Origin of the sequence: Demequina sp. NBRC 110055 (genome assembly GCF_002090135.1) — a bacterium.
Lineage (GTDB): Bacteria > Actinomycetota > Actinomycetes > Actinomycetales > Demequinaceae > Demequina.
This window is the reverse complement of record NZ_BBRL01000004.1, coordinates 138,690-160,478: the sequence shown is the minus strand read 5'-3', so window position 1 is coordinate 160,478 and position 21,789 is coordinate 138,690. Positions and strand designations below refer to the sequence as shown.

At 69.5% G+C, this 21,789-nt stretch carries 19 protein-coding genes and 2 tRNA genes; 8 read left to right on the top strand and 13 right to left on the bottom strand.

Annotated features, from left to right (window positions below):
- Positions 1–49 precede the first annotated feature (49 nt).
- Together B7K24_RS00825 and B7K24_RS00820 are read right to left on the bottom strand one after the other, a co-directional pair.
- Positions 50–1,522: a sugar porter family MFS transporter gene (locus B7K24_RS00825; RefSeq protein WP_084127975.1), complete on the bottom strand. Its 1,473-nt coding sequence runs from the start codon at positions 1,520–1,522 to the stop codon at positions 50–52.
- Between the two features lie 58 nt (positions 1,523–1,580).
- Complete coding sequence (locus tag B7K24_RS00820) at positions 1,581–2,912, bottom strand: winged helix-turn-helix domain-containing protein (RefSeq protein WP_084127973.1); 1,332 nt, start codon at positions 2,910–2,912, stop codon at positions 1,581–1,583.
- A gap of 120 nt (positions 2,913–3,032) precedes the next feature.
- Between B7K24_RS00820 and B7K24_RS00815 the strand changes: the two genes are divergently transcribed.
- From B7K24_RS00815 to B7K24_RS00790, 6 genes are all read left to right on the top strand, one after another.
- Positions 3,033–3,108: transfer RNA gene (locus B7K24_RS00815), tRNA-Thr, on the top strand.
- A gap of 53 nt (positions 3,109–3,161) precedes the next feature.
- Positions 3,162–3,235, top strand: a tRNA-Met gene (locus tag B7K24_RS00810).
- Between the two features lie 67 nt (positions 3,236–3,302).
- Entirely contained in the window at positions 3,303–3,467 is a 165-nt protein-coding gene (gene rpmG / locus B7K24_RS00805; RefSeq protein ID WP_042213233.1) for a 50S ribosomal protein L33, read from the top strand.
- 215 nt (positions 3,468–3,682) lie between these two features.
- The gene (locus B7K24_RS00800; RefSeq protein ID WP_084127972.1) at positions 3,683–5,137 is read left to right on the top strand and encodes an NCS2 family permease; all 1,455 of its coding nucleotides are present in this window, start codon (positions 3,683–3,685) and stop codon (positions 5,135–5,137) included.
- 173 nt (positions 5,138–5,310) lie between these two features.
- The gene (locus tag B7K24_RS00795) at positions 5,311–5,757 is read left to right on the top strand and encodes a MaoC family dehydratase N-terminal domain-containing protein (RefSeq protein ID WP_084129180.1); all 447 of its coding nucleotides are present in this window, start codon (positions 5,311–5,313) and stop codon (positions 5,755–5,757) included.
- On the top strand, positions 5,754–6,185 hold the full coding sequence (locus tag B7K24_RS00790) for a MaoC/PaaZ C-terminal domain-containing protein (RefSeq protein ID WP_084127971.1): 432 nt from the start codon (positions 5,754–5,756) through the stop codon (positions 6,183–6,185). Before B7K24_RS00795 ends, B7K24_RS00790 begins: the two co-directional genes overlap by 4 nt.
- 45 nt (positions 6,186–6,230) lie before the next feature.
- Here B7K24_RS00790 and B7K24_RS00785 read toward each other — a convergent pair whose 3' ends face one another.
- The gene (locus B7K24_RS00785; RefSeq protein WP_084127969.1) at positions 6,231–7,271 is read right to left on the bottom strand and encodes a substrate-binding domain-containing protein; all 1,041 of its coding nucleotides are present in this window, start codon (positions 7,269–7,271) and stop codon (positions 6,231–6,233) included.
- A 96-nt stretch (positions 7,272–7,367) separates the two neighbouring features.
- Here B7K24_RS00785 and B7K24_RS00780 point away from each other — a divergent pair, with 96 nt between their 5' ends.
- Positions 7,368–8,720: an MFS transporter gene (locus B7K24_RS00780; RefSeq protein WP_084127967.1), complete on the top strand. Its 1,353-nt coding sequence runs from the start codon at positions 7,368–7,370 to the stop codon at positions 8,718–8,720.
- A gap of 24 nt (positions 8,721–8,744) precedes the next feature.
- A complete protein-coding gene (locus B7K24_RS00775; RefSeq protein ID WP_084127965.1) occupies positions 8,745–9,818 on the top strand; it encodes a UDP-N-acetylmuramate dehydrogenase in 1,074 nt (357 codons plus the stop codon).
- A 115-nt stretch (positions 9,819–9,933) separates the two neighbouring features.
- Here the strand turns inward: B7K24_RS00775 and B7K24_RS00770 are convergent, their stop codons facing one another.
- From B7K24_RS00770 to B7K24_RS00725, 10 genes are all read right to left on the bottom strand, one after another.
- The gene (locus B7K24_RS00770; RefSeq protein WP_084127963.1) at positions 9,934–12,519 is read right to left on the bottom strand and encodes an ABC transporter permease; all 2,586 of its coding nucleotides are present in this window, start codon (positions 12,517–12,519) and stop codon (positions 9,934–9,936) included.
- On the bottom strand, positions 12,519–13,262 hold the full coding sequence (locus B7K24_RS00765) for an ABC transporter ATP-binding protein (protein WP_084127961.1): 744 nt from the start codon (positions 13,260–13,262) through the stop codon (positions 12,519–12,521). The genes B7K24_RS00770 and B7K24_RS00765 overlap by 1 nt, the downstream gene beginning before the upstream one ends.
- Before the next feature lie 135 nt (positions 13,263–13,397).
- Positions 13,398–14,066: a response regulator transcription factor gene (locus tag B7K24_RS00760; RefSeq protein WP_084127959.1), complete on the bottom strand. Its 669-nt coding sequence runs from the start codon at positions 14,064–14,066 to the stop codon at positions 13,398–13,400.
- The gene (locus B7K24_RS00755) at positions 14,063–15,337 is read right to left on the bottom strand and encodes a sensor histidine kinase (RefSeq protein WP_159449090.1); all 1,275 of its coding nucleotides are present in this window, start codon (positions 15,335–15,337) and stop codon (positions 14,063–14,065) included. The genes B7K24_RS00760 and B7K24_RS00755 overlap by 4 nt, the downstream gene beginning before the upstream one ends.
- A 113-nt stretch (positions 15,338–15,450) precedes the next feature.
- A complete protein-coding gene (locus B7K24_RS00750) occupies positions 15,451–16,113 on the bottom strand; it encodes a response regulator transcription factor (RefSeq protein WP_084127955.1) in 663 nt (220 codons plus the stop codon).
- Complete coding sequence (locus B7K24_RS00745; RefSeq protein WP_159449089.1) at positions 16,110–17,513, bottom strand: cell wall metabolism sensor histidine kinase WalK; 1,404 nt, start codon at positions 17,511–17,513, stop codon at positions 16,110–16,112. Before B7K24_RS00745 ends, B7K24_RS00750 begins: the two co-directional genes overlap by 4 nt.
- Before the next feature lie 143 nt (positions 17,514–17,656).
- Positions 17,657–18,499: a hypothetical protein gene (locus B7K24_RS00740; RefSeq protein WP_084127951.1), complete on the bottom strand. Its 843-nt coding sequence runs from the start codon at positions 18,497–18,499 to the stop codon at positions 17,657–17,659.
- A 49-nt stretch (positions 18,500–18,548) separates the two neighbouring features.
- On the bottom strand, positions 18,549–19,364 hold the full coding sequence (locus tag B7K24_RS00735; protein ID WP_234986499.1) for an ABC transporter permease: 816 nt from the start codon (positions 19,362–19,364) through the stop codon (positions 18,549–18,551).
- Positions 19,361–20,221 (bottom strand): ABC transporter ATP-binding protein, encoded by an 861-nt coding sequence (locus B7K24_RS00730; RefSeq protein WP_084127949.1) that lies wholly within the window; start codon positions 20,219–20,221, stop codon positions 19,361–19,363. Before B7K24_RS00730 ends, B7K24_RS00735 begins: the two co-directional genes overlap by 4 nt.
- Positions 20,222–20,263: 42 nt before the next feature.
- Positions 20,264–21,727: an NAD(P)/FAD-dependent oxidoreductase gene (locus B7K24_RS00725; protein WP_084127947.1), complete on the bottom strand. Its 1,464-nt coding sequence runs from the start codon at positions 21,725–21,727 to the stop codon at positions 20,264–20,266.
- Positions 21,728–21,789: the final 62 nt, after the last annotated feature.

The window sequence follows — 21,789 nt, the reverse complement described above, 5'->3', positions numbered from 1 at the left end:
CGCGTCAGCCCGGGACCGACGGTCCCGGGCTGACGCGAGAGGCGAGGGGTCAGTCGATGACGCGCTTGTGGCCGTCTTCGGTCTTGACGAACTTGCCGCGGTGGATCTCCACGCCGTCCATGTCCTCAAGCTCCATGCCCTTGGTCTCCGGCACCTTGAAGATGACGAAGAAGAGGCTCAGCAACGCCATGGCCGCGTAGAAGCCGTACGCGAACGTGAGGCCGATGTGCGCGAAGATCGGGAACGTCATGGTGATCGTCCAGTTGGCCAGCCACTGGGCGGCGGCGGCCACGGCGAGCGCGACCGCACGGATCCTGTTGGGGAAGATCTCGCCCAGCAGCACCCACACGACCGGTCCCCACGTGGCGGCGAAGAACGCGGTGAAGAGGTTGGCTCCGGCCAGGGCGACGCCGCCCCATACGCCGTCGAGCGAGGCGTTGCCGTCGGCGTCCACGGTGGCGGTCGAGAAGGCGATCGCCATCGCTAGCAGCGACAGGAACATGCCCGACGATCCGATCAGCAGCAGGAGGCGGCGTCCAATGCGGTCGACGAAGATGATCGCGACGATGGTGAACACGATGTTGGTGATCGACGTGATGGTCGAGGTGAGGAACGCCTGACTCTCCTCGAATCCTACCGACTGCCACAGCGACGTGGAGTAGTAGAAGATCACGTTGATGCCGACGAATTGCTGGAAGACGCTCAGCAGGATGCCGATCCACACGATCGGCATGAGGCCCAGGCGGTTGCCGCGCAGGTCGCGCACGGACTGGTTCTCGTCGTGGCCGATGGAGCGCTCGATCTCGTCGATGCGGTGGTCGACGTCCTGCTCGCCGGAGAAGTCGCGCAGCACCGCGGCGGCCTCCTCCTTGCGGTGGCGGAACACCAGATAGCGGGGGGACTCGGGAAGCCGCAGGGCCGCAAGGCCGTAGACGAGAGCGGGGATCACGCACACCATGAACATCCAGCGCCAGGCCTCGAGGCCGAACCACAGCACCTCGTCGGCGCCACCGGCGACCTCGGCGAGCACCTGGTCGCTCAGCAGCGCGGCGAAGATACCGAGGACGATCGCCATCTGTTGCAAGGATCCCAGGCGGCCGCGGAACTTGGCGGGCGCCACCTCGGCGATGTAGGCGGGCGCGATCACGGAGGCGGCGCCGATCGCGAGTCCGCCGACGATGCGCCACAGCATGAGGTCCCACACCGCGAAGGCGAGCCCCGAGCCCACGGCGGAGGCGAGGAACAGGATCGCGGAGATCACCATCACGCGGATGCGCCCGTACCGGTTGGCGATACCGCCGGCGAACCACGCGCCGACAGCGCATCCCAAGAGGGCGGAGGCGACGACGAAACCGGTGAGCGAATCGCCCAGGTCGAAGTCGGAGGAGATGGAGTCGACGGCGCCGTTGATGACGGACGAGTCGAAGCCGAACAGGAAGCCGCCGAGTGCGGCTCCGATGGTGATGCCGAGGACGCGGCGATTGAGCTTCGCGTCAGCGATCGGAGCGGGGGAAGTGCTCACGGAAGGGGGCTCGCTTTCTCATCAGCCGTGGCGGCCATCGCCACGGGAGTCGCTCTGCTCACCCTAACGCCGCATCTGTGCCGGCGCCCGCGGGAACCAGGGCAGATGCGAGAGTCGGGGCGAGGTCGCCACGAGGGGCGACGCTGACCGACTCGAGGTCCAACCACCGGGCCATGGTGAGTAATTCCCGCGCCGCTGCCGCGGCGACGCGATCGTCGGGCAACCGGCGCGACCCGGGGGCGGCCGCTGGCTCGCGCCATGAGGCCTGGACCAGCAGCATGCCCGCCTTGCGGTCCGCCTTGAGGTCGAAGCGCGCGGGAATCTGGTCGCCGACCAGCAGCGGCAGGCAGTAGTACCCGTATTGACGCTTCTCCTCGGGCGTATAGATCTCGATGCGGTAGTCGACGCCGAACATGCGCTTCAACCTGGGTCGGAACCAGCACACGGGGTCGAAGGGGCTGAGCAGTGCCGTGGCGCCCGCGCGACCGGGGTCCACCGCGTCGGTGGCGAGGAGCGCGCGGTCCTTCCAGCCCTCGACCGTGACCCACTGGGCGAGCCCGCGCTCGACGGCCGATGCCGCCCACACCGCCGCCCCCTCGCCGTCGCTGCCGCGGGCGCCGGCCGCGAAGGGGAGCCGGAAGTGGTCGGCCAGGTCTCGCAGGGTGCCGATGCCGCACGCACCCAGCGCGCGATCGAATAGCGCCTGGCGTGCGGCGCTCGGGGATTGACCCCAGGACGCGGGCGTCGCGCCCGGGTCATCCGCCCCCAGGGTGGCAGGTGCCTCGCCCCACGCCCGCTCGGTCGAGTCGTACGTGCGCGCAAAGTGCCGTCCCCGCGAGGCGGCAACGCCGCCCGTCATGAAGAGGTACTCGAGGGCGCGCTTCACGTGGCCCTGGTCCCACCATGGCCCCCGTGGCCCCTCGGCGGGAGCAAGGTGTTCGAGATCGCGCGCCACGACGGGCCCATGCTGCTCGACGGCCGCCTGCACGGCGGCGATGAGGCCAGGGCGCTCTGTCTCTAGCGCCGCCCGCGTGCGCGCCTTCCACGACTCGCCGCCCACCATGCGGTGGTACATCAGCGGCAGCAGGTCGTGCGGCATCACCGAGGCCTCGTGTCCCCAGTGCTCGAACGCCTCGGCGGCGTGACCGTGTTCGTGCCCCCACAGGACGTCGTCGGCCATCGCCGTGTCGTACGGCCCCAGACGCGAGTACAGCGGCATGTAGTGCGCGCGGCTAAGCACGTTGACGGTGTCGAGCTGCAGCACGCCCTGGCGCTCGAGATAGGCCGTGACGTCCGCGGGTCGCACCCGCCGGCGCGGACGCGACGTCGTCAACGACTGGGCGGCCAGAAAGATGCGGCGAGCCTCGCGCGCGCTCAACTCCGTGCTCATCCCGCCACCCTAGCCAGGGGGGCTGACAACGCCACCGGACCACGGCATCGGCCGCCCGAAAGAGGGCCCTGGGGGCCGATTTCACTTATCGGTCTCGGGGCGTGTACCCTAGTCCGGCTGGCCCCGATAGCTCAGTCGGCAGAGCGTTTCCATGGTAAGGAAAAGGTCCAGGGTTCGATTCCCTGTCGGGGCTCCAAGGATGGCTCGCCGCCGCACCTCTCGCGAGGACGGCGGCGGTCCCATTCTCGCGGCGGGGTAGCTCAGTTGGTTAGAGCACACGACTCATAATCGTGGGGTCGCGGGTTCAAGTCCCGCCCTCGCTACGACGCGGACGATCCGTCCGCGACCGCGCCTTAAGCAAGCGCGTCACGACAAGGCTGGGAGAGAACCATGGCCAAGAACGACGTTCGTCCGAAGATCACGCTCGCCTGCACCGAGTGCAAGGACCGCAACTACATCACGCGCAAGAACCGCCGCAACAACCCTGACCGTGTGGAGCTCTCCAAGTTCTGCCGGAAGTGCGGCAAGCACACCGCGCACCGCGAGACGCGCTGATCGAGAGATCTGACAGGCCCGTTCCTCCTCATGGAGGGGCGGGCCTTTCGCTATTTCTGGGCGTGTGTGCCGGGCAGCGCTCCCACGTGTGAGAACAGGCTCGCGGCGCACGGTACGCTATCGCCGCATCCTCTGACCGCTTCCGCGAACCCCGACGCGAGCGGCAGAATCACCATTGGGAACTCAGCACCCATCAAGTTACTGAGGAGACACTCATGTCTGCGCCAGCGCGCACCGGCCTGATCGGCCGCGTCGACACCTTCTTCGAGATCACCCAGCGTGGCTCCACCTTCGGGCAGGAGATCCGCGGTGGGCTCACCACCTTCTTCACGATGGCGTACATCGTCGTCCTGAACCCGCTCATCATCGGCACGGTCGCGGACGGCGAGGGCAACTTCCTCGGCGGAGGCGCCGAGCCGAACATTCCGCTGGTCGCCGCCGCGACCGCGCTCGTGGCGGGCCTCATGTCAATTCTCATGGGCGTATGGGCGCGCTTCCCGCTGGCGATGGCCGCGGGCCTGGGCATCAACGCCTTCCTCGCGTACTCGATCGCCTCGCGTGCCGGCATGAGCTGGCCCGAGGCGATGGGCTTCGTGGTCATCGAGGGCGCCATCATCCTGGTCCTGGTGCTCACGAACTTCCGTAAGGCGGTCTTCGCGGCCGTGCCGATGTTCCTCAAGCAGGCCATCGCGGTCGGCATCGGCCTGTTCCTCGCGTTCATCGGCCTCGTGGACGCCGGCATCGTCTCCACCGGCGCGGGCACCATCACGCAGTTCGGTGACGGCGGCTACATCGACACGTGGCCGATGATCGTCTTCTTCGTGGGTCTGCTCACCGCGATCATCCTCATGGTGAAGAAGGTGCGCGGAGCGCTGCTCATCTCGATCATCGTCGCCACCGTTCTCGCCGTCATCGTCGAGGCCGTCGCTGGCCTGGGCGCCACGAACGCCGACAACCCCGGCGGCTGGGCGCTCGTCGTCCCCGCCATCCCGGACTCGGCGGTCTCCGCCCCCGACTTCTCCCTCATCGGCCAGGTGGATCTCTTCGGCGGCTTCGCGTCGGTGGGCTTCCTCACCGCACTGCTGCTGATCTTCTCGCTGCTCATCACCGACTTCTTCGACACGATGGGCACGATGACGGCCGTGGGCGCCGAGGCAAAGTTGAACGACGAGAACGGCAACCCGCCGCGCACCCAGCAGATCCTCATCGTGGACTCGATCGGCGCCGCCGCCGGTGGTCTGGGCTCGGTGTCCTCGAACACCTCGTACATCGAGTCCGCGGCCGGTGTGGGTGACGGTGCGCGCACCGGCCTCGCGTCCGTCGTGACCGGCATCGCGTTCCTGCTGTCGACGTTCCTCACCCCGCTGTACGCGCTGGTGCCCTTCGAAGCCGCCACGCCTGTGCTGGTGCTCGTCGGATTCCTGATGGTCTCGCAGGTCGCCGACATCGACTGGAAGGACTACCGGATCGCGATCCCCGCGTTCCTCACGTTCATCCTGATGCCGTTCGGCTACTCGATCTCCGTCGGCATCGGCGTGGGCTTCATCTCCTACGTGCTGCTCCAGGTGATCACCGGTGCCGGCCGCAAGGTGCACCCCCTGCTGTGGGGCGCCGCCGCGGCGTTCGTGTTGTACTTCGCGCTCGGCCCCATCATGGAGGCCCTCGGCTAACAGCCACCCGTACGACCCGGAGGCCCGCGTCAGTGATGGCGCGGGCCTCCTGGCGTCTCCCCGCGGTGTCGCACATGGCCTCAACTGCGGCACGAACCTGGATGTGGGGACGCTCATGGCCGCATGTGCGCCACGAGGCGGGCGCGGAGCAGGGGTTCGCTAGGCTGGCCGATGTGCCAGTGAATCCCGATGCCGTGGGCCGCGAGTACGGCCCCTTCGAGCCGTACGAGGTGACGCGGGTGAAGATCCGCGAGTTCGCCGACGCCGTCGATGCCATGTCCGGAGCCCACTACGACGTGGCGGTCGCGCGAGCCGAAGGCTACGCCGACCTCGTCGCTCCCTCGACGTTCGCCGTGATCATCGCCCAGAAGGCCGAGTTCCACGTGGTCGTCGACCCCGAAGTGGGAGTCGACTTTTCCAAGGTGGTGCACGCCGAGGAGCGCTTCACGCACGTGCGGCCCCTGGTTGCCGGCGACGTGATCTCGGCCACCATCCACATCGATGCGATCAAACAGCGCGCGGGCATCTCCATGGTGACGACGCGCGCGGAGTTGGCCGACGCGGACGGAGCGCCGGTGTCCACCGTCGTCTCCACGCTCGCGGTGAGGGAGGACGCATGACCGAGTCGACGAGCCCCAGCTTCGCCGGCCTCGAGGTGGGCCAGCTGGTCGCCGAACGCGAGGTCGCCGTCACGCGCGACACCCTGGTGCGCTACGCGGGCGCCTCGGGTGACTTCAACCCCATCCACTACAACGACGTCGTCGCCGAGTCGGTGGGTCTGCCGGGCGTCATCGCACACGGCATGCTGACCATGGGTGTCGGCGCCTCCGTGGTCGAGGAGTGGGCGGGCGCGGGCAATGTGTCCGACTATCAGGTGCGCTTCACGCGCCCCATTCCGGTACCGAACCCCGGTGAGGCCGTCGTGTCTGTCCGAGCCGTCATCGGCGCCCTCGACGAGGAGCGCCGCACGGCGCGCGTGGACCTCACGGTCGAACACGATGGTGTCAAGGTGCTGGGGCGCGCCCAGGCAGTCGTCGACTGCGCGTAGCCCCACACCGCGCGGCGGTGACGGACGGCCGATGCCGTGGCGTCCTTACCGGCCCGCGCCCACCGCTGCGGTCGTCGTGCCAATGCGCAGTTCCAGCGGCGTGAGCACGGGGGCGGGATCGTTGCCGTCGAGCAAATCCTTGACGGCGCGCGCAAGGGCGTGGCCCTTCTCGACGCCGTCCTGATGCACGGTGGTGAGCTCATGCGGAGCGAGCCACGGGAGATCGAGTCCGTCGAAGCCGGTGATCGAGACGTCGCCGGGCACTGACAGGTCGAGCTCGCGTGCGGCCAAGATCGCGCCCGCGGCGAGCAGGTCCGACTGCACCACGAGCGCCGTGGGCTGCGACTCGTGGGTGAGTGCCAGGTGGCCAGCGGCGATGCCCTCGGCGACCATCGACTCGCGCGCCTCGACCACGACGCAGGGTTTCACGCCGGCCAGCCTGAACGCTTCGAGCCGGTGATGCATGGGTGCCCAGGAGGTCTCGGGCCAGTAGTCCAGGGGACGCAGTTGGGTCTCGAGGCCGGGTGCGTGGGGGAGCGTGATGGTGCCGATGCGTTCGTGGCCCAGCTCGCGTAGGTGCTCGATGAGTTCGACGGTGGCCGCGCCGTCGTCGATGGTGACCTGGCCGCCGCCTGCGGGAGGCTCGGCGTCCATCACGACCACGGGTAGGCCGCGCTTGCGCAGAATCGCGAGCGCGGGGTCGTCGTGATCGCGCACACGCAGGATGACGGCGGCGTCCATGGGAGCCGACTCAAGCAGGGAGGTCTCGCCCTCCTCGCCACGCGGCGCGGGGATGAGCAGCGCTCCTAGGCCCATGTCGCCCAGGTCCGAGATGAGGCCGTCCATGACATTGAGGATGAGGGGCGCGCGGAAGGCGAGGGTGAAGGAGTCATGAATGACGACGCCCACCACGCCCGAACGGCCCGAGCGCAGCGCACGCGCCTGCGCCGAGGGACCGGTGTAGCCCAGCTCGGCGGCCGCGCGCTCCACCTTCGCCTTCATCTCGGGGGAGATGGGGCCGGCGCCCGAATAGGCGAGCGAGACTGTCGACAGCGACACCTTCGCGGTTGCGGCCACGTCGGCCATCGTGGGACGTCGTGTCCTCGCCACCGAATCCTCCTCCTGCTGGGTGCTCCTACAGTAGTACCGCCCGTTGGCGCCGAGTGAAGGAGACCGCCACCCATGCCGATCCCGCGATTCGCGCCGACGCACATGCCGCCGCCCGCCCGGGTGGCCCAGGCGCGCCTCGGCGTCCTCGCGTTGTTTGTGCTGATGGGGGCGTGCCTCGCGACGTTCCTGTCGCGGGTGCCGACCATCAGGGACATGTTGGGCGTGAGTTCGGGAACCCTCGCGGTCCTCATCGCGGCTGGCGCCGTAGGGTCCCTCATCGCGCTGCTCGTCACCGGATGGGCCGCCGCCCGGTTTGGCACGCGGGCGTTGTTGGTGTGGTCGAGCGTGACCTGGGCGGTCGCGGTCGGCCTCGTCGGCCTGTCCACCGAGGTCGCCCAGCTGTGGCTGTTCTCGGTCGGGTATTTCCTGGTGACGTTCTCGATGGCGTTTATCAATGTCGCCATCAACGCCGAGGCCGCGACCGTCGAGCGCCACCTGAGCAAGGCCGTGATGAGCCAGTTTCACGGCGCCTTCTCCATCGGCATGGCGCTGTCGCTCGCCGTGGGTGCCCTCGCCTCGCACGCGGGTGTCGCGCCGCTGTGGCACTTCGTTGCCGCAGCCCTCGTCATCACCGTGGTGCGCATCGCGATCGTGCCCGTCGCCTGCCTGGACGGCTCCGCCCAGCCGGCCACGGCATCGGCCACCCTGGGTGGGCCCTTCGCGACCGCGAAGGCGGAGTACCGCGAGCGGCGGGTCATCCTCATCGGCATCATCGTGTTCGCCGCGTCCATGACGGAGATGACCGCGGCACAGTGGATGGCACTCACCGTCGTCGACGACTTCGGCCGTCCCGAGGCCATGGGCGACGTCATCTATTGGGTGTTCGTCGTGGCGATGGTGTCCGTGCGCTGGACGGGCGCGCCGATCATCGCGCGTGTGGGCCGTGTGGTGTCCCTGAGGATCTCCGCGGTCCTCGTCGTCGCGGGCCTGATGGTGTTCGCGTTCGCCCCGTCGTTCGCATGGATTCCCGTCGGCGCCGTGCTGTGGGGACTCGGCGCGGCGCTCGGGGTGCCCATCGCATTCTCCGCCGCGGCGGACGACCCCGTGCGCGCCGCGGCCCGTGTCTCGGCCGTCGCGTCCTTCTCGACCGTCGCCGGCCTGCTGGTGCCGCAGCTCATCGGCTTCCTCGCCGAGGTGGTGCCGCTGCGTGACGCGTTGCTGGTGGTGGCGGTGGCATCGGCAACATCGTTCACCCTCGCGCGGGCCGTGCGTACCGACGCACCGTTATTTCGTTCGCAGCGGTTGGCCCGTCGGCGGGAGGAACGTGCCGCGCTCGAGGCCGATGAGGCTGGCGCCGGTTACGCGGGCTACATCGCGGACGAGCCGGACTCGCCCGCTCGTGGTGCGAGCGGCCGCAACCGCTAGCCGCCCGCCCGTACGCTGGAGACCATGACGACCCTCGCCGAACTCACCACCCTGCGCGTGGGCGGCCCCATCCGCTCCTTGGTGGAGGCGCGCACGGAGCGCGATCTCATCGACGCCGTGCGTGAGGCCGATGCCGCAGGCACCCCGCTGCTCATGCTCGGCGGGGGATCGAACCTGTTGGTCGGTGACGAGGGTTTCGACGGTGTGGTGGTGCGCGACGCACGCGCCGACATATCGCTGCAAAACGATGGCGCCTGTGGCGGACTGTCGATCACCGCGACCGCCGGCACGCCCTGGGACCGGCTCGTCGAGCAGGCCGTGGCCGAGGATTGGATGGGCTTCGAGGCTCTCTCGGGCATCCCTGGCTCGACCGGAGCGACGCCGGTGCAGAACGTCGGCGCGTACGGCCAAGAGGTCGCGGACACCGTCGCGCTGGTGCGCGTCTGGGACCGGCTTGAGGAGCGCGTGCGGTCGTTGCCGCTCGTGGCCCTCCAGTTCGGCTACCGCGACTCGCTCCTCAAGCGATCCATGCGCGGGCTCGCCCCCGACGGCGACGCCTGGCGTCCCACCCCGCGCTACATCGTGCTCGACGTCACCTTTCACACGCGCATGGCGAGCCTGTCGGCGCCCATCAAGTACGCGCAGCTGGCGGCCGCGCTCGACGTTGCCGAGGGCGCGCGCGTGCCGCTGACCGAGGTGCGCGAGGCCGTCCTCGCGCTACGTCGCTCCAAGGGCATGGTGCTCGACCCCGCGGACCGCGACACCTGGTCGGCAGGGTCCTTCTTCACCAATCCCCTTCTGACGGCCGATGCCGCGGCCGGCCTTCCCGAGGACGCCCCGCGCTTCGCGGCGGCGGGGGGCATGGTCAAGACGTCGGCGGCCTGGCTCATCGAGCGCGCCGGCTTTGCGCGCGGTTTCGCCGTAGCGGCCGATGCCCCCGCCTCGTTGTCGACCAAACACACCCTGGCGCTCACGAACCGCGGGCAGGCGAGCGCAGCCGACATCGTGGCGCTCGCCCGGGCGATTCAGGCAGGCGTCGCAGCGCGCTTCGGCGTGGACCTCGTGCCCGAGCCCGTGACGGTGGGCGTCGACCTGTAACCGGCCCCGGCATCGGCCGCCGTCGAGCCCATCCGCATTCCTGGTGGCCGGATTTCCGGCACGGCCTTCCCTGTGGCGCCGCACATGAGGCCATGTGCGGCACCACAGGAGCGGCTTATCCGTCCGCAGCGATCGCCTGCAGGATGTCCAGGCGCGACGCGCGGTACGCGGGCCAGATGGCCGCCACCACACCCGCGATCGCGGCGAGCACCGTGTAGACGATCAGCCACACCCACGGGATGGTGACGCCGTTGAAGCCGAAGTCGGCCAGTGACAGCACCAACGCGGAGCCGAGCGCGACGCCCAGCACCATGCCCAGCAGGGTGCCGAAAACGGCCATGATCATCGACTCGATGGTGATCATGCGCCACACCGAGCGCCGCTTCATGCCGACGGCACGCAGCAGACCGATCTCGCGGGTGCGTTCGGTGACCGACAGCAGCAGGGTGTTCGCGACGCCCAGCAGCGCGATGACGAGCGCCGATCCGAGCAGTGCCGAGATGATGCCCAGCAGCAGGTCGATGAATTGGTTCGCGAGCTGCTCGAGCTGGCCGGGCTGCGCGAGGATGACGAGCGGGAAGTCCTCGCTGAGAGCGTCCTGGATGGCCTCTTGCTGCTCGGAGAACGTCACGCCCCCGTCGGTGGTGTCCGCGTCATCCGCCACGACGGAGTCGTCGAAGACAATCAGTGTCTGGACCACCTGAACGTCCCCGAACAGGTCCTCGCCCGTCGGGAAGGTGACGAAGAACGCACCCTCGTTCTCGTTGAGGTACAGGCCCGTCACGTCGAGCGTGGCCTCTCCCTCGGGGCCCTTGAGCGTGACCTCGTCGCCCACCTCCACGCCGAGGGCTTCGATGGTGGGGTTGATGTAGACCTCACCGTCCGAGAGCTCGCCAATGGCAGGGTCCGTCGCGTACTCGTATGTCTCTGCGGCGGTGGCAGGGTCGAGGACGGCGACCGCGTAATCCATGTCGTCGTACGTCGCGGTGCCGAAGCCCACCGAACTGGTGAAGGCCACACCATCGACTCCCTCGATGACGTCGATTGCGCCATCCGGTACGGGGCCCTGGGCGCCAGTGGCGAAGAGGTCGGCCTTGGTCGAGGCGAACTCCTCCGTGACGACGGACTTCAGCGATTCAGTGAACGTGGCGACCAAGGCGAGCAGCATGACGCCGATCATGAGCGCCGCCGCGGTGTTCGCGCTGCGGCGCGGTTCGCGCTGGATGTTGTTGGCGGCGAGTTTGCCGTCGACGCGGAACCAGGCGGACAGAGGGCGACGCATGCCGCCGGCCAGGGGTGACAGCAACTGAGCCGCCAGCAGGGTGACACCGATGACGAGCATCGCGGCACCCGCGCCCACCCAGATGTACGGCTTGTCGAATCCCGCGTACAGCCCCACGGTGACGAGCACCGCGCCCACCAGGGCGAGGGCGCCGCCCACGATGTTGCGCACCTTGAGGGGCTTCTTGCCGCCGGTGGCCGACTCGCGCAGGGCCTCCATAGGGGCCACCCGCGAGGCGTGGATCGCGGGCAATAGCGCAGACACCAGCGTGACGGCGCCGCCCATCGCATACGCCCATCCGACGGCCTCGAGAGGCAGGGTCATGGTGCCGAAGATGTCGCCGGCGAACAGGGACACCAGCCACGAGAACGCGAGCGCCAGCAGGTAGCCCAGCACCACGCCCAGCGTCGACGCGATGACGGCGACGACGAGCGCCTCGAGCAGAATCATCGAACGAATCTGCCGTCCCGTGACGCCGATCGCCCGCATCAGCCCGAACTCGCGTGTGCGCTGGGTAACGATGATGCGGAAGGTGTTGACGATGATGTACGCGCCCACGAACAACGAGATGAACGCGAAGGCAATCGCGAAGATGTCGACGTACTGCAGGACGTCGTCGAGAGCCTCGGTCTGCTCGGCGGCCTTCTGCTCGCCGGTGAGGGCGCGGGTGCCCTCGGGTAGCACGTCCCCGACGCGCGCGGCCAGCGCCTCGAGGTCCTCGCCTTCCTGGGCGATGACACTCACGGAGGCATAGTTGGGGTCGTCCGCGAGGCGGTGGGCGTCCGCGTCGGAGATGTACGCAAGCGTCGCGCCCTGGAGCGAGTTGTCCTCACCAAAGCGCACCGAACCCACCAGCTCGAATTCGTCGACGCCCGCCTCGGTCGCGATACGCACGGAGTCCCCGAACGTGTATCCGAGGTTCTCGACGGAGTCGAGGTCGAGCACGATCTCGCCGTCGGCCTCCACGCCGCGTCCGTCCACGACGGTCGACTGGTCGACCCGCGGGTCGCCGTAGAAGTTAAAGATCTGGCTGGGGGCGCCACCGGCCGAGGCGAACGGGTCAGCGTCGCCCTCGCCGGCATCGGCCGCCAGCACGGAACCGTTGACCTGGATGCCTCCCGACGCGATATCGACGCCGCCGATGGCCGCGATGGCGTCGACGTCCTCAGGCGTGAAGATGCCGTCGCCGGCGGCGAACGGGTCGCCGCCCTCGTCGGCGTCGGTGGCGTCGGGGTCGACCTCCACGACGATGTCGGTGCCCGCGTAGATGTCGTCGAACAGGTCGGAGAAGCCGCTCGAGAGCGCGTTGGTGAAGGTTTGCGTCGCGGCGACGAGTGAGACGCCCAGAGCCACCGCGATGGCGGTGAGGATCAGCCGCTTGGGGTTGTGCCGTACAGACTTGAGTGCGAGGCGGAACATCAGTGCCCCATCTGCTTCATGCGGTCCAGCACGCGCTCGGCGGTCGGCTCACGCATCTCGTCGACGATCTGGCCGTCCTCAAGGAACAGGATCCGGTCGGCATAGGACGCCGCGGTCGGGTCGTGGGTCACCATCACGATGGTCTGGCCAAACTCCTTGACGGCGCGCTGCATGAATGACAGCAGCTCGGCACCCGAACGCGAGTCGAGGTTGCCCGACGGCTCGTCCGCGAAGATGATCTCGGGGCGCGACACGAGCGCACGCGCAACGGCGACGCGCTGCTGCTGCCCGCCGGACAGCTCGGCGGGTAGGTGGGTGAGCCGCTGGCCCAGGCCCAGGATGCCGATGATCTCGTCGAACCACGCCTTGTCGACCTTGGTACCCGAGATGTCGAGGGGCAGCGTGATGTTCTCGCGCGCCGTGAGCGAGGGGATGAGGTTGAAGGACTGGAAGACGAACCCGATGTACTTGCGGCGCACCTCGGTGACCTGCGCCTCGGATAGCTGCGTGATGGTGGTGTCGGCGATGGTCGAGGACCCCGCCGAGAGCTTGTCGAGACCCGCCAGGGTGTGCAGCAGCGTCGACTTGCCCGAGCCCGAGGGGCCCATGATCGCGGTGAATTCGCTGCGCGCGATCTCGACGCTGACGCCGTCGAGCGCGCGCACCGCCGCCTCGCCGTGGCCGTAGTCCTTGTAGCCGTCTCGCATCGAGGCCGCGAGCGCGGGTGCGGCGGTGGAGGTCATGGTGGTGCCTTTCGTCGGGCAGGAAGGAGGGGCAGACGTCATCGTCGACGCGCCCAGTCTGCCAACTCGCACGCGCGCGTGTGCATCGGCCGCGCGAATGGTTTCGACGGCCGCTGCTCAGGGATGACCCCCGGCTCAGCCTCGGGGGACGACGATGCCCGACTCGTAGGCCTCGACCACGGCCTGCACGCGGTCGCGCACGCCCAGCTTGGTGAGGATGTGGCTCACGTGAGTCTTGACCGTGGTCGATGACACCCACAGCTCCTGGGCGATCTCTTGGTTCGACATGCCGCGAGCGATCAGCCGGAGTACCTCGACCTCGCGCTCCGACAGGTCCCCGATGGCCTCGGGGCTGGGCTCGTGGTCCGCGGGGTCGGCAGGCGCCGTCGCGGCGAAGCGCTCGATGACGCGGCGTGTGACCTCCGGGGCGAGGAGCGCCTCACCGCTCGCCACCACGCGCACAGCGTTGACGAGTGTGTCGCCGTCGGCGCTCTTGAGGAGGAAGCCCGAGGCCCCGACGCGCAGCGCCTCATAGACGTATTCGTCGTCGTCGAAGGTCGTGAGGATGACCACGCGCGTCTCGGGGCTGCCGGCAAGCACCTCGGCTGTCGCGGCCAGGCCGTCCATGCCGGGCATGCGGATGTCCATCAGCACCACATCCGGCGTCCAGGACCGCACCATCGTTGCCGCGTCGGCGCCGTCGGCGGCCTCCGCGACGACCTCCATGTCGTCCTCGGTCTCAAGGATCATGCGCAGCCCCACCCGCACCATCGCCTGGTCGTCCACCAGTGCCACCCGAATCATCGGCCCTCACCCTCCGCCGCCTGTGCGGCCTCCGTCACCTGATCGTCCCCCGAAGGCAGCACGGCGTGCACCTCGAAACCTCCGCCGCGGCGCGGCCCGTGCGACAGTGCGCCGCCGAGCGCCTGCACCCGTTCCACCATGCCGGCCAGGCCGTGGCCGCCGGACACCCGCGCGCCCTCCGAGCCCACTCCCTTGCCGTCGTCCTCCACCGAGATGCGCACGGCATCGGCCGTCCTGTTGACGATGACCTGCGCGCTCGCGCCCGGGCCCGCGTGCTTCATCGCGTTCGTGAGGGCCTCCTGCACAATGCGGTATGCGCTGACCTCGACGCCCGCGGGCACGTGGGACGAGCCGGAGATCTCGAGCGTCACGGGCAGGCCGGCCTCTCGCACCTGGCGCACCAGCGCCGGCAAGGCGGCCAGCGAGGGCATGGGGGACAGCTCGTCGCGCAGGGGCGCGCGCTCGGCGCCGCGGCCGCCGGCAAGCGCGCGGTCCACATCGGCGCGTTCCGCGGCCTCTTGCTCGGAGGCCCTCAGCACCCGAATCATGCGCTGCATCTCCTCGAGGCCGGTGCGCCCCGAGGCCGCGATGGTGGCGAGGGCGTCGCGTAGCTCGGGGGACGAGTCGCCCAGGCGCCGGCGCGCTCCCTCGGCCTGCAACGTCATGACGGTCATCTCGTGGGCGACCACGTCATGGAGTTCGCGTGCGATGCGCGCGCGTTCGGCACGCACCGCATCGGCCGCCGCCTCGTAGCCCGCCTGTTCGCGCCTGGCGTGGGCGACCTCGAGCTCCGTCACACGCTGTCGACGGCGCCGATCGTTCATGCCCAGCAAGACGGGAATGGCGATGGCGACGGGCTCCATCACGAGCGCGTAGACGCCCACGCCGTCCACCGTGGCAATCCCCAGCACGGTCCACGCGAGCGCAATCGCCAGCAACACGGCGGCGTGCGTGAGCGCGACGTTGCGAGGCGTGGAGGAGGCGACGCCGTAGAGAGCGAGGAACATCCCGAGCATCGCCGGCGTGGGCTCATACCCCAGCCCGGCGACCAGCATCCATACCGCGAAGGTGCACCACAAGACGGCGCGCGGGTAGCGCTGGCGCCACACCAGCGGCACCACCATCAGCGCCATGAGGGTCCAGCCCGCCGCGTCCATGGGGCGGTAGTCCTCGAGCGACACCTCGGTCAGGGACAGCGCCCACGCCACCGAGACCAGCAGCAGGGCCGCCGCGATCGCGGCATCGACCCAGCGCGGGGTTTTGATGTCCATTCGCCCAGCGTAGGGCGGCATCGCCCGCCACGACATCCTTCATATGGCCGATGCCGTGGCCGACCCTCGGACGCCACGCACCACCCGTACGGGCGGTGCGTGCGGCATCGGTCCTAGCCGACGAAGCGGTAGCCCACGCCGCGGATGGTCTCGATTGCGTGGGGCCCCAAGTGCGAACGCAGATAACGGATGTAAACGTCGAGGACATTGTCGCGGGCCGCGGAGCCCCACACGTGTTCGAGCGCCTCGGCACGCGGCACCACCTCTCCGCCGCGGGTCATGAGGAGGTGGGCTAGCTGGAACTCGCGCGGGCTGAGCGGGATGGGGGCGCCGTCGCACGTGAGCACGCGAGCGACGGGGTCGAGTTCGCACGCGCCGACCACGAGCACGCCCTCCGGCACCGGAGTCTCCTCGGGCGGCTTGCGTGCACGCAGGCGGATGCGGGCCACCAACTCGTCGAACACGAAGGGCTTGGCCATGTAGTCGTCGGCGCCGCGCTCAAGTCCGCGCACCGTGTCCTCGGCGGAGCTGCGCGCGGTGAGGATGATGACGGGCAGGTCGGAGCCGGTGGCACGCAGGCGCCTCAGCAGGGTGAAACCCTCCTGATCGGGCAGCCCGATGTCGAGGACCATGATGTCGTGGTCGCCTTCGACCGCGCGTTCGAGCCCCTCGCGACCGGTGCGGACGGCCTCGACGTCGATGTCGGCGGTGCGTAGACCCTTGATGAGGGACGCGACGAGCTTGTCCTCGTCCTCGACCAACAGCATGCGGATCATGTGGACACTCCGTTTCTGGGCAGGATCATGGTGAACGTCGAGCCGCGGCCGGGCTCGGAAAACAGCTCGAGGCGGCCCCCGTGGGCCACGACGATCGCGACGACGATGGTGAGCCCCAGCCCCGAGCCCTCGACGTCGGGGTCGAGCCGGTGGAAGCGTTCGAGGATTTCCTCGTGCTTGGTGGCCGGGATGCCGACGCCCTCGTCCGACACCCACAGCCTCAGTTGGGTGGGGGTGAGGGACGAGCCCATCAGGATGCGCGACTGGTCGGGGGAGAACTTCACAGCGTTCGCCGCGAGCTGGAGCCACGCCTGGGTGATGCGCTGGGGGTCGACGAGCACCATGCCGTGCGCGACGCCGTCGAGCTGCCATGCGCGCTCACCTAGGGCGCTCGCGCGGGCAAACGCCGACTCGGTGAGTTCGACGAGGTCGGTCTCGACAGGGTCGATGAACTCGGGGCGGTCGGACTTCGCAAGGGTCACGAGGTCGTCGACCAGGCGGGACATCATCGAGACCTCTTCAAGCAGGTCCTTTTGCGAGCGCTCGACCTCGTCGGGGTCGCGCGGTTCGAGCACCTCGAGGTTGGTGCGCATGATCGCGAGCGGAGTGCGCAGCTCGTGGGAGGCATCATCGAGCAGGCGCCGCTGATCCTCGAAGGCACGCTCGATGCGGTCCAGCATCGCGTTGACCGTCGTGGTGAGGCGCGCGAGGTCGTCGTGTCCCTCGACGGGGATGCGGGCCGAGAGGTCATGTTCCGAGATGCGACGTGTGCGCGCCTCAAGGGTCGCGATCGGTTGCAGGGTGCGTCCCACGGTCGTCCACGCGACCACACCGATGATCGCGAGGGCGAGGGCGGCGACCAGCGCGTACAGCTGGAACGTCTCGGCGAGGTTGGCCTGGAGCGCGCCGCGATCGGTCGCAATCGTGAAGACGCCCACCTGCTCCCCGTCGGGCTCGACGATGGGCACGGCGGCGTAGCGATAGTCCGCGGTGTCGGTGGTGACCTGGCGCACGATGACGGTATCGGCGGCGTTGTCGGAGGCCTCCGCGAGGAACTGCTCGTCGTCCTCGAGTCGGAGCCTGCTCGGGGCCGAGGGCACGTAGCGAGCCACCACTCCCACGTGCGCGACCGCGGATTCGGTGGGGCTCGCGACGACGCGCAACATCGCCTCGCGCATGAGGTCCGTCGAGGACGCGTACGGCTCGCCGGTGGTGGGGTCGACATCGTTGGCGAGGTCGATGAACGCCTGCGTGCGCAGCGCGATGCCCTCATTGATCTGGTTGTCGATCCGGGCGCGTTCGATGGCCCAGGCCGTGAGGCCCGCGATCAGCAGTGCGGCGGCAGTCAGCGCGATCAAATAGGTGAGCAGGCGCGCGCGCACAGACGTGCGCTGTGCCACGCCCGTCGCCTTGTCCATGAAGCGGGGGATGTGCGACCTCCCATCGTCAAGGCTCACGCTAGCGCGCCGCGGGGAGCGCGAAGGGAGGTCCCGGCCGTAGCCGGGACCTCCCTGAGGCGTCTGTGTGCGCGCGCCGTACTCGGTCAGCGGCGCCCCTGGGCTCCGGCACGCTCGCCAGACGCACGCTCGCCCGGTGCGCGTGCGCCCGATGCGCGCTCGCCGCCCTCGGTGCGCGACCACCCGTCCTGCGGGCCGCGGGCGGCGCTGCGCGCGTCATCACCGTGGCTGTCATCACCCTGGCGGGCATCGCGGCCCGAAGCGCGCTCGCGGTCCGCGTCGCTGTCGTCGCTGTTGCGCGTGTCACGCCGGGCTTCGGCGAAGGCGTCGATGGCCGCGTGGAGGTGCTCCCGCTCGGCACTTCCCGCGCGTCGGTCGAACTCGACCCCGCAGTCCTTGGCGGCAGCCACGAACGCGTCTTTCCAGGTGTGCATGGCCTCGCGATGCTCGGCGCGCGTGGCTTCGCGATCGACGTCGGGCCGCTCGGGCAGGTCGCATGCGGCAAGGACGGACCCGAGCGTCGCCGTCTGCCCAGCGGTGCCGACGGGGGAAGGAGCGGTGTCGGCCTGGGTCGTGGCGGACACGACTTGTGCCGACACCTCCTGCGCGCCGACCGCGTCGGATGTCTCCGAGGCGGCGGGCGTGCCGCTGGTGTCGGGGCCGCAGGTGCCGTCCACGTCGCATTCGATGACGGGGTCTGCCCCGATCTCGATGGGCGTGCCGGGAAGGAGTTCCCGCCGGTCATCGGCGTCAACCTGTGACGGCGTCGGGGAAGGAGTCGCGCCCTCCTCCTGGGTCAGCGTGATGCCCGAGCCGACCGCGCCGCCGTCGTGGGCGCCCGCCATCGCCGTCGCGGTGCCCGCGACGATCATGGTGAGCCCGAGGAAACCTGCCGAGACCGCGACGGTGCGAACAGTGGGGTACCTCATGTCCACGAGTGTGCCGACCTGACCCTGAGTGAATCCTCAGGTGAACCGCTCACCGATCGTCGAGTCGCAGCCACCGGAAGGTGCGTGCCGAGATCACCAGACCCGCCACCAGCCACACCGTCAACATCACGGCAATGAGCGGCAACTGCCACGAGCCCGCGGCCTCGGCGGCCTCGAACTGCTCGGGCAGGAACACGGCGCGCATGCCCTGCGCGAGCCACTTCAACGGGAAGATCTCGGCGAAGCGCTGCAGCCACGTGGGCAGCTCCGTGAAGACGAAGAACACGCCGGAGGTGAACTGCAACACCAGCACCACCGGCGTGAGGATGGCCGATGCCGCCTTGCCGTTGCGCAGCAGCGACGAGGTCGCGATGCCCCAGGCGGTCGAGCACGCGAGGCCCAGGATGAACACCCACGCAAACGTGAACCAGTGCCACGCGTCTGGCGGCAGGGTGACGTCGAACAGGAGCACGCCCATCACGATGAGCAGGGCGATCTGCACCACGGAGACCGCGAGCACCTGCAGGATCTTGCCGAAGAAGTACGCCGTCGGCGGCAGGGGAGTGGCGTGAATGCGCTTGAGCACGTCCTCGGAGCGATCGATCGAGATCGAGATCGCGAGCGACTGGAAGCCCGTGTTGAGCATGCCGGACGCGATCATGCCCGCGAGGAAGTACTGGCCGAAGGACACTCCGGTGCCATACAGATCGTCGGTGTTGAAAATGGCGCCGAACAGCGCGAGGAAGATCATCGGGAAGAAGAAGATGAAGATCATCTGCTCGCGCGAGCGCATGAACTCCTTGACCTCAACCACAAAACGGTCGGCGGTCATCGACCACCACGACGGTGCGGTGAGGGCGCTCACGACTCGGCCCCGGCATCGGCCGTCTGGCCGATGAGGTCCAGGTAGACGTCCTCGAGACTCGGGTGCACCACCTCAAGCCCGGGCACCTCACCGTCGTGCCGCGCCAGGAGGTCGCGCAGCAACGCGCTGGGGCCGGTCGTGGTCTCCGTGCGCGTGACGCCGTCCTCGCTCCACGACACCCGGGCGCCGGTCGCGAGCGAGCGCAGCCCCGCGGGGGTGTCCAGCGCGACCAGGCGGCCGCGGGCCAAGATGCCGATGCGGTCGGCAAGGTGGTCCGCCTCGTCCAGGTAGTGCGTGGTGAGCACGACGGTGGTGCCGTCGTCCGTCAGGGATTCGATGAGACGCCAGAATTGGCGGCGTGCCTCGGGGTCGAACCCCGTCGTGGGCTCGTCGAGGAAGATCAGTTCGGGGCGGCCGATGACCGCGAGCGCGACGTCGAGCCGGCGACGCTGGCCCCCTGACAGTTCCTGCGGCTTCTCGTCGGCCTTGTCGGTCAGCCCGACCGCCGCGAGCGTCTCGTCCACATCCCGGGGGTGCGAGTACAGGGCCGTCGCGTGGGTGAGGGCCTCGCGGGCCGTCAGAAACGAGCGCGGGGACGTGGACTGCAGCATGAGGCCCACCCGCTCGCGCCAGGACCGGGTCGCCATGATGGGGTCGATCCCCAACACGCTGACCTCGCCGCCGTCGCGGGTGCGAAAGCCCTCGAGAATCTCGACGGTCGTGGACTTGCCCGCACCGTTGGGTCCCAGCAGCGCGAACACCTCGCCCCGCTCGATCGTGAGGTCGAGGTCGTCGACCGCCCTCGCCCCGCCATAGGACTTCACCAGGCCACGGACCTGGACCACTGCATCGGTCATGAGTACGAGGCTAGTGGGCGGCCGATGCCGTGGTCGCCCTGCCTACAAACCGTACGTTTCGCACAGGCGCAGCCACACCTCGCTTACGGTGGGGAACGCCGGCACGGCATGCCAGAGGCGATCCATGGTGACCTCTCCCACGATCGCGATGGTGGCGGCATGAAGCATCTCGCCGGCGTCGGGGCCGACGAAGGTGGCGCCCACGATCACGCGGCGCTCGCGGTCGACCAGGAGCTGAGCGCGCCCGGCGTAGTCGGGGTGCGTGACGCCGGCGCCCGCGGCGGAGGACATGTCCACTGCGACCTCGTCGACCACGCGGCCGGCGGCATCGGCCTCGGCGCGCGTGAGCCCTACCCAAGCCACCTGCGGGCGCGTGAACACCACCTGGGTCTGGGCGCCGTGGTCCGCGGTAGCTCGGAGGGGGCTCCACGGCGCGGTATCCGTGACCCGCGCCGTCGCGTCACCGTCACCGAAGGTGGCGGCGAGCACGTCGCCGCAGACGCGTGCCTGGTATTTGCCCTGGTGAGTGGTGGCGGCCCGGCCCGTGACGTCGCCGCACGCATAGAGCCAGGGGGCGTCCTCGCTGTCGCCGCGTACCGCGAGCACCGCGGTCGTGTCGTCGATCGCGAGGGCGGACCGCGGGTCGAGCCCGATGCTCTCGAGCCCCACGTCCCCGGTGCGCGGGGTGCGGCCCGTCGCGACCAAGATCTTGCTGGCCGTGACCTGTTCTTCTCCCTCGCCGGTGACTACGGTCGCGGAGACGGAGTCGCCGTGACGCTCCACGCGGGTCACCTGGGTGCCCGTGCGGACGTCGACGCCTGCCGTGCGGAGGGAGTCGGCTACAGCCGCCCCGGCGAACGGCTCGGCGGAGCCGAGGAGGCCGCCGCGGGCGATGAGAGTCACGCGCGCGCCGAGGTCCGCGTACGCCGTCGCCATCTCGCAGCCCACCACGCCCCCGCCGAGGATGATGAGGGACTGAGGCACGGCATCGGCCGCCGTCGCGTCCCTCGATGACCAGGGCGTGGCCTGGGCGAGCCCTGGTACATCCGGGAGCATGGGGACCGAGCCGGTGGCGACCACGACGGCGCGGCGTGCCTCGAGGAGGCGGGTCCCCGTCTCGCCCTCCGGCAGTTCGCCCGCGGTGACCTCGACGCGGCGTGTGCCCGCCAGCCGGCCGTGGCCGCGGATAAGGGTGATGCCCACGGACTCGAGCCAGTCCTCCTGGCCCTGGTCGTCGCCCTCGCCCGTGACGCGGTCGCGCCACGCGAAGATCGCCTCGGGATCGAGGGGGCCGGGCTCGGGCAGGCCGGGGATCCCCGTCGCCGCGGCGCGGGCGGCGCCTGGACGTAGCAGCGTCTTGGACGGCATGCAGGCCCAGTACGAGCATTCCCCGCCCACCAGTTCGGCCTCGATCAGCGCCACGCTGAGGCCTCCTCGACGCGCCCGATCCGCGGCGTTCTCGCCCACGGGGCCGGCTCCGATGACGATGACGTCGTAGGTTTCCATGACCGCATCGTCACCCGGGTGCGATCAGAGCGCAAGGCCAAACGGTGCATCGGCCCTGGAAA